This window comes from Rhodococcus sp. NPDC059234, assembly GCF_042754225.1.
Classification (GTDB): domain Bacteria; phylum Actinomycetota; class Actinomycetes; order Mycobacteriales; family Mycobacteriaceae; genus Rhodococcus_G.
The window spans coordinates 1-6,503 of the sequence record NZ_JBHZAH010000182.1 but is presented as its reverse complement, the minus strand read 5'-3'; the positions used below and the strand labels follow the sequence as shown (position 1 = coordinate 6,503).

8 protein-coding genes are annotated in these 6,503 nt (G+C 68.8%); 4 read left to right on the top strand and 4 right to left on the bottom strand.

The window, feature by feature from the left end; translation table 11 throughout:
- Nucleotides 1–117: 117 nt before the first annotated feature.
- Together ACFXGJ_RS23710 and ACFXGJ_RS23705 are read right to left on the bottom strand one after the other, a co-directional pair.
- Nucleotides 118–474: an MmcQ/YjbR family DNA-binding protein gene (locus ACFXGJ_RS23710; RefSeq protein ID WP_378625706.1), complete on the bottom strand. Its 357-nt coding sequence runs from the start codon at nucleotides 472–474 to the stop codon at nucleotides 118–120.
- A gap of 73 nt (nucleotides 475–547) precedes the next feature.
- Nucleotides 548–2,101, bottom strand: a complete 1,554-nt coding sequence (locus ACFXGJ_RS23705; protein WP_378625705.1) for an adenylate/guanylate cyclase domain-containing protein — start codon at nucleotides 2,099–2,101, stop codon at nucleotides 548–550.
- Between the two features lie 97 nt (nucleotides 2,102–2,198).
- On the opposite strand from ACFXGJ_RS23705, the gene nucS reads away from it, so the two are divergent.
- Together nucS and ACFXGJ_RS23695 are read left to right on the top strand one after the other, a co-directional pair.
- On the top strand, nucleotides 2,199–2,873 hold the full coding sequence (gene nucS / locus ACFXGJ_RS23700; RefSeq protein ID WP_378428677.1) for an endonuclease NucS: 675 nt from the start codon (nucleotides 2,199–2,201) through the stop codon (nucleotides 2,871–2,873).
- A gap of 67 nt (nucleotides 2,874–2,940) precedes the next feature.
- A complete protein-coding gene (locus ACFXGJ_RS23695) occupies nucleotides 2,941–3,243 on the top strand; it encodes an ATP/GTP-binding protein (RefSeq protein WP_378625704.1) in 303 nt (100 codons plus the stop codon).
- Here the strand turns inward: ACFXGJ_RS23695 and ACFXGJ_RS23690 are convergent.
- Complete coding sequence (locus ACFXGJ_RS23690; protein WP_378625703.1) at nucleotides 3,224–4,183, bottom strand: hypothetical protein; 960 nt, start codon at nucleotides 4,181–4,183, stop codon at nucleotides 3,224–3,226. The two genes, ACFXGJ_RS23695 and ACFXGJ_RS23690, sit on opposite strands and share 20 nt — an antisense overlap.
- A 46-nt stretch (nucleotides 4,184–4,229) precedes the next feature.
- Entirely contained in the window at nucleotides 4,230–4,709 is a 480-nt protein-coding gene (gene mce, locus ACFXGJ_RS23685) for a methylmalonyl-CoA epimerase (RefSeq protein ID WP_378625702.1), read from the bottom strand.
- A 102-nt stretch (nucleotides 4,710–4,811) separates the two neighbouring features.
- Between mce and ACFXGJ_RS23680 the strand changes: the two genes are divergently transcribed.
- The gene (locus ACFXGJ_RS23680) at nucleotides 4,812–6,005 is read left to right on the top strand and encodes an acetyl-CoA C-acetyltransferase (protein ID WP_378625701.1); all 1,194 of its coding nucleotides are present in this window, start codon (nucleotides 4,812–4,814) and stop codon (nucleotides 6,003–6,005) included.
- 90 nt (nucleotides 6,006–6,095) lie between these two features.
- Nucleotides 6,096–6,467, top strand: a complete 372-nt coding sequence (locus ACFXGJ_RS23675) for a DUF3817 domain-containing protein (protein WP_378625700.1) — start codon at nucleotides 6,096–6,098, stop codon at nucleotides 6,465–6,467.
- Nucleotides 6,468–6,503 lie beyond the last annotated feature (36 nt).

Genomic DNA, 6,503 nt, shown 5'->3' with positions numbered 1-6,503 from the left:
CCGCCGAACATACGTTGCGAATGCCTCGCACTGCAGCTCGAAAGAGCTTGCGGTGCGAGGCATTTCGCATTTCCAGGGCAAGAACCGTCGCCGGCGCACGGGCACCCGCGGGCGGTCCTACTCGTCGTAGAGGCTGCCGAACTCGTGGGCCTGGACGAGTCGCTTGGGTGCGGTCAGGCACCAGGCCTCGGTGACCAGTTCCAGTAGTTCGTCGGGATCGATCTTCGCCAGCTGCACCACCACCCAGCCGAACTGGCTTGTGGTGAACTGAACTTCGAATACCTCGGGCCGCTCGGCCACCAGTGCGATCTGCTCGTCCAGTGTCGTCTTGAGTCCCACCGTCTCCGTCTTCTCCCACACGTAGCCGAAACCCTTGCCGGCGACCTTGAGGGCGATCCAGCTCGTTCCGGGGCTCTGCACGGACTCGGGCAGGGTGTCCAGCATCGTCAGGAACTCGTCGACAGTCACAGCCATACCCCACGTCTACCAGAGGGGACCGACATGCGAATGCACGTGCAGTTCCACGGTCACTCGTCCCTCGGTGTCCTCAGCTCACGGTGACGGGTGTGGCGAGCCGCGTCGGCGCGCCGCGGCCGCGGAGGACCACGGAATCACCCAGAGCCCACCGGCGCGAGATGTCGGGTGCTGCGGCGGCGACCGTGCGTTCGGACGCGATCAGAGACCCGGGGACGGACTTGGCGAGCTCGCACAGGCGAGCGGCCTCGTTGACCGGGTCGCCGATCACGGTGTACTCGAATCGGTTGCGGGCACCGATGTTCCCGGCGACGGCGATCCCGGCTGCCACACCGATCGCGGCGCTGCAGTCGGGGACCTCGGCGAGGAGCCGGTCCCGGATCCGTCGCGCTGCGGCGAGCGCGCTGCCCTCCGGGTCGTCGAGTTCGGCCGGGGCGCCGAAGACGGCGAGCGCGGCGTCGCCCTCGAACTTGTTGATGAGGCCTCCGTGCGTGTCCACCTCGTCGACGACCACCGCGAAGAACCGGTTGAGCAGTTCGACGACCTCCTTCGGAGGCCGGGTGGCGGCCAGTTGGGTCGAACCGACGAGATCGATGAAGAAGACCGCGATCTGGCGTTCCTCGCCGCCCAGTTCGGGGTTGCGGGCGATCGCGGCCGCCGCGACGTCGTGCCCGACGTGTCTGCCGAACAGCTCCTGGATGCGCTCGCGTTCGCGCAGCCCCTCGGCCATCCGGTTGAACCCGCTCTGCAGCTCGCCGAGTTCGGTGCCGTCGTAGACAACGACGGTGGCGTCGAGGTCGCCCCGCTCGACCCTGGACATCGCGCCTCGCACCGCCCGGATCGGGTCGACCGTCGCGCTCAGTCCGAGCAGGGTCAGGGCGAAACCGCAGACCAACGTGACTCCGCCGATGGCAAGGATCGACACGTTCGCCTTCGTGGCGTCCACGTCCCCCTTCGCCAGGCCGAAGACGGCCACCAGCATCAACCCGAACACCGGGACCCCGGTGCCGAGGGACCAGGTCAGCAATCCGCGCCCGGTGACCCGGGCGATGCGCACGCGGCGTGGGTCGCCGGCCTCGAGGGCGCGGGCGGCCGCGGGCCGCAGTGAGAACTCGCTGAGCAGATAGCAGAACGCACACACGGTGACCGCACCCATAGCGATGGTGAGTGCGACCTTCGGGATCGTGGCCGGATCGATCAGTCCGTACGCGGTGGTGAACAGAGCCAGTCCACCCGACCACAGCACGATCTGGATGACGGTCAGTCGCCAGGGCATCGACAGGGCCGCGGTCGCCTCACGGCGGGTCGGGGTACGTCCCTCGACGGCCCAGCGCAGGTCACGGATTCCCATCAGCGTGCCCCACAGGGTGCCGATGAGCAGCGACACCCCGATGTAGGCCGGTCCGATCACGGCGGTGACGATCCGGAACTCCGAGGTGAAGAGCGCCGGACCGGGGATCACCAGGAGAAACAACACGCCGACGAGGAGGGCGCCGATCAGGTTGGCCAGCATGAGCGACGAGGTGAGCAAGACCTGGACGCGGACCCGGCGAACTCGTGGACTCTCGTCGACGGTGCCGAGGATCGGCGACCCGAGCGGTGCGGCGGAGCGGCGGAAAGGGCGCATGGTGTGCCTCACACTAGCGGCGGGCACCGGGAGGAGGACGGCGCCACGTGTGTCGGGCATGCGGGAGTCGGCGCCGTCGTGTTCTAGGGTGGTGGCCGTGCGTCTCGTGATTGCCAGCTGCCAGGTCGACTACGTCGGACGACTCACCTCCCATCTGCCGAAGGCCCGCAGGCTGCTGCTGGTCAAGTCGGACGGTTCGGTGAGCATCCACGCCGACGACCGCGCCTACAAACCACTCAACTGGATGAGCCCGCCGTGCTGGCTGGTCGAGGACGGCGGTGACGACGGCAAGTCGCTGTGGGTCGTGACCAACAAGGCCGGCGAGGAGCTTCGCATCACGATCGACGAGGTCGAGCACGATTCCTCGCACGAGCTCGGCGTCGACCCCGGTCTGATCAAGGACGGGGTCGAGGCGCACCTGCAGGAACTGCTCGCCGAACATGTGGAGACCCTCGGCGACGGGTACAGCCTGGTGCGCCGCGAGTACATGACTGCCATCGGCCCGGTCGATCTGCTGTGCCGCGACGCCGACGGCGGCTCGGTGGCGGTCGAGATCAAGCGGCGCGGCGAGATCGACGGTGTCGAGCAGCTGACCCGGTACCTGGAACTGCTCAACCGTGACCCGCTGCTGGCTCCGGTGCGGGGCGTGTTCGCCGCCCAGCAGATCAAGCCGCAGGCGAAGACGCTGGCGGAGGATCGCGGAATTCGTTGTCTGACTCTCGATTACGAGGCGCTGCGAGGGATCGAGAGCACGGAGTTCCGGCTGTTCTGAGCGCCCCCTGTGGCCGGGGGAACAGACTCGTCGGGCGGGCCTTCGGGCCCCGGATACAGTGGACGTCATGCCCCGCCGCAACCAGCACCGCTCCTCGGACCGGCCCGCACCCGTCGGGCTGAACGGTCCGCGGGTGGAGTCGGGACCGGCCGGGTACGACGGTGAGCGATTCCTGGTCCGGCAGGTGCCGGGAGCCCGGGCCACCAAGACCTATCGGTGCCCCGGTTGCGACCACGAGATCAGGCCCGGGGTAGCCCATCTGGTGGCCTGGCCGGCGGACGGGCTCGGTGGAGCCGAGGACCGCCGGCACTGGCACACCGGATGTTGGAACGGTCGCGGATCGCGGGGACTTACCCGACGGTGGTCGTGACCGACTTCTGCGGGGCGTCGCCGTCGGCCGCCTCGTCCTTCTCGTTCTCTTCCGAGTCGTGCGCGTCGCCCTTCGAGGGTGCACCGTCGAGCAGTTCGCCCTCGCGGTTGACGGAGGCGAGCATGGCGGGCACCGAGTCCAGCTGACCGCGAATTCCCAAGAGCTGCGCCAACACCCGGCCACGGAGCACCCGGAGTTCCTCGGCGAGTTCCTTCGCGTGCGCGATCCGCTTCTCGGCCTGCTCGGTCGCGGACTGCAGGCGTCGGCGGGACTCGTTGGTCGCGTCGGTGAGCCGGCGCTCGGCCTCGGCCTTGCTCGTCGCCTCGAGCTCCTCGACTGCGGCGACGACCGTGGTGCGCCGCTCGGTCATGGTGATCTCGAAGTCCTGCTGGATCCGGGCACGCTTGGCGTCGGACTCCGCCTCGAGCCGGGCCGCCTCGGACTGCGCGGCCTCGACGGTCCGCGCCGCCTCGGTGCGTGCGCTGGCCATCGTCTGCTCGTGCTCGGTCTCCATCGCCGACCGGCGATCGGCGAGTTCGGCCAGCTTCGACTCGTACTTGCCGCGCAGGGCCGCCGCGTCCTGCTCGGCGATCGAGACCATCTCGGCGGACTCGGCCTGCGCCTTCGCCCGAACCTCGGACGCCTCGTCGGAGGCCAGTCGCAGCATCCGGGAGATGCGCTCGCTCATGCCCTCCGCGGTGGTGGGGGGCACCGACAGTCGGTCGACATCCTTGCGGAGATCGTCGATCTCGTCCCGAGCGTCCTCGAGCTGGTGCGCCAGGTCGCGCGCCTGCGCCGCGGCGGCGTCGCGGTCGGTCGCGGTGACGCGCAACTCCGCGTCGAAGCGATCGAAGAAGTTGCGAACCTCGTCCTTGTCATAGCCCTTTCGCACAATGTTGAAGGGCAGTGGGACGGGACCGCGGTCGTGCTCGTTGGACATGGTCAATAACCTACCGTGGCTGGGATGTCGGGTCGATGCTCTGAGATCAGTGTGACGAAGTCGCGGCCGGCTCGACGAGCTCGACGAGCACGCCGCCCGCGTCCTTCGGGTGCAGGAAGTTGATCCGCGAATCCGCGGTGCCGCGACGCGGGGCGTCGTAGAGCAGCCGGACGCCGCCGGCCCGCAGACGGGCGGAGATCGCGTCGAGGTCGGTCACCCGGTAGGCCAGCTGCTGCAGTCCCGGGCCGCTGCGGCCGATGAACTTCGCGATGGTGGAGTCCTCGTTCAGCGGGGCGAGGAGCTGGATCGCGGTCGAGCCCTCCGGGCTGCCCGGCACCGACAGCATGGCCTCGCGGACGCCCTGCTCCTCGTTGACCTCCTCGTGGGTCGAGACCAGTCCGAGGTGCTCGCCGTACCACGCGATCGCCACGTCGAGGTCGGGGACCGCGATGCCGACGTGGTCGATGGCCGTGACGAGCTCGGAGGCCAGGGGAGATGTCGTTGCGCTGGGGGCGGACTGTGTCATGCCACAGACGGTAGCGCTACCGTTTGGTGAGACCTCGACGGGATGTGACTTCGGACGCCGTCGTCGGGTCGATCCCACCGCAGTTGATCGTTGGAGGAAGCAGTGAGCAGTTCTGTCATCGTCGCCGGAGCCCGTACCCCTGTGGGCAGGCTGCTCGGATCGCTCAAGGACTTCTCCGGGTCCGATCTGGGCGGCATCGCGATCAGGGGTGCCCTGGACAGGGCGGGTGTCGCGCCCGAACAGGTGCAGTACGTGATCATGGGGCAGGTGCTCACCGCGGGTGCGGGCCAGATGCCCGCCCGTCAGGCTGCGGTGTCCGCGGGTATCCCGATGGACGTGCCCGCGTTGTCGATCAACAAGGTCTGCCTCTCGGGTGTCGACGCGATCGCGCTCGCCGACCAGCTGATCCGGGCCGGCGAGTTCGATGTCGTCGTGGCCGGCGGCCAGGAGTCGATGAGCCGGGCGCCGCACATGCTCGAGAAGTCCCGCGAGGGATTCAAGTACGGCGACGTGACGCTGCGTGACCACATGGCGTACGACGGCTTGCACGACATCTTCACCGACCAGCCGATGGGCAACCTGACCGAGGCGCGCAACCAGGACGAGGACCAGCGCATCAGCAGGGAGGCGCAGGACGCGTTCTCGGCGGCCTCGCACCGGAAGGCGGCGCGGGCCTGGAAGGACGGGCTCTTCGATGCGGAGGTCGTGCCGGTCTCGATTCCGCAGCGCAGGGGTGAGCCGGTGGTGTTCACGCAGGACGAGGGCATCCGTGCCGACACCACCGTCGAGTCGCTGGGCAAGCTGCGTCCCGCGTTCAGCAGGGACGGCACGGTCACCGCGGGCTCGGCGTCGCAGATCTCCGACGGCGCCGCCGCCGTGGTCGTGATGAGCAAGGCCAAGGCGCAGGAGTTGGGTCTGAGCTGGATCGCGGAGATCGGCGCGCACGGCGTGGTCGCCGGTCCCGACTCGACCCTGCAGTCGCAGCCCGCGCGTGCCATCGCGAAGGCCTGCGAGCGGGAGGGCATCGATCCGAAGGACCTCGACCTGGTCGAGATCAACGAGGCGTTCGCGGCGGTGGGCATCGCCTCCACCAAGGAGTTGGGCCTCGACGAGTCGAGGGTCAACGTCAACGGAGGCGCGATCGCGATCGGTCACCCGCTGGGCATGTCCGGTGCGCGTATCGCGTTGCACCTCGCGCTCGAACTCGGCCGTCGCGGTGGCGGGGTCGGCGCGGCCGCGCTGTGCGGTGGTGGTGGTCAGGGCGACGCGCTGATCATCCGGGTGCCCAAGAAGTAGGCACGGGTTCGGTCGAGCCACGAGAGCCTCGACTACAGGGCGTCGTAGATCACAGTCTGCGGCGCCCTGTGGTCGGGCACAATGGAGCGCATGCCGAAGTTTCTCGACGTGTCCACGCCCGCGAAGCGGTTCCGCCTGATCGCCGTCTGGGAGGCCATCACCTGGGCGGCCTTGCTCGTGGCGATGTTCTTCAAGTGGGTCCTCGGTCACGAGGAGGCCGTCAAGATTCCCGGCATGGTGCACGGCGTCGCGGCGTTCATCCCGTTCGTGATCATTGCGCTGCTGACCGCGCGTTCGCTGAAGTGGAGCCTGACGACCACATTCTGGGCGTTGGTCTCCAGCGTGCCGCCGTTCGGCTCGATCGTCTTCGAGCGCTGGGCCGTGCGCACCGGCAAGCTCGGCGAGCTGTCCGCGCCCGGGACCGTCACCCCCTCCGAGGACCCGGCGCTCACCAGGGCCTGACGGCTTCCTGTCCTTCCACTGTGCCCGGCGAACCGC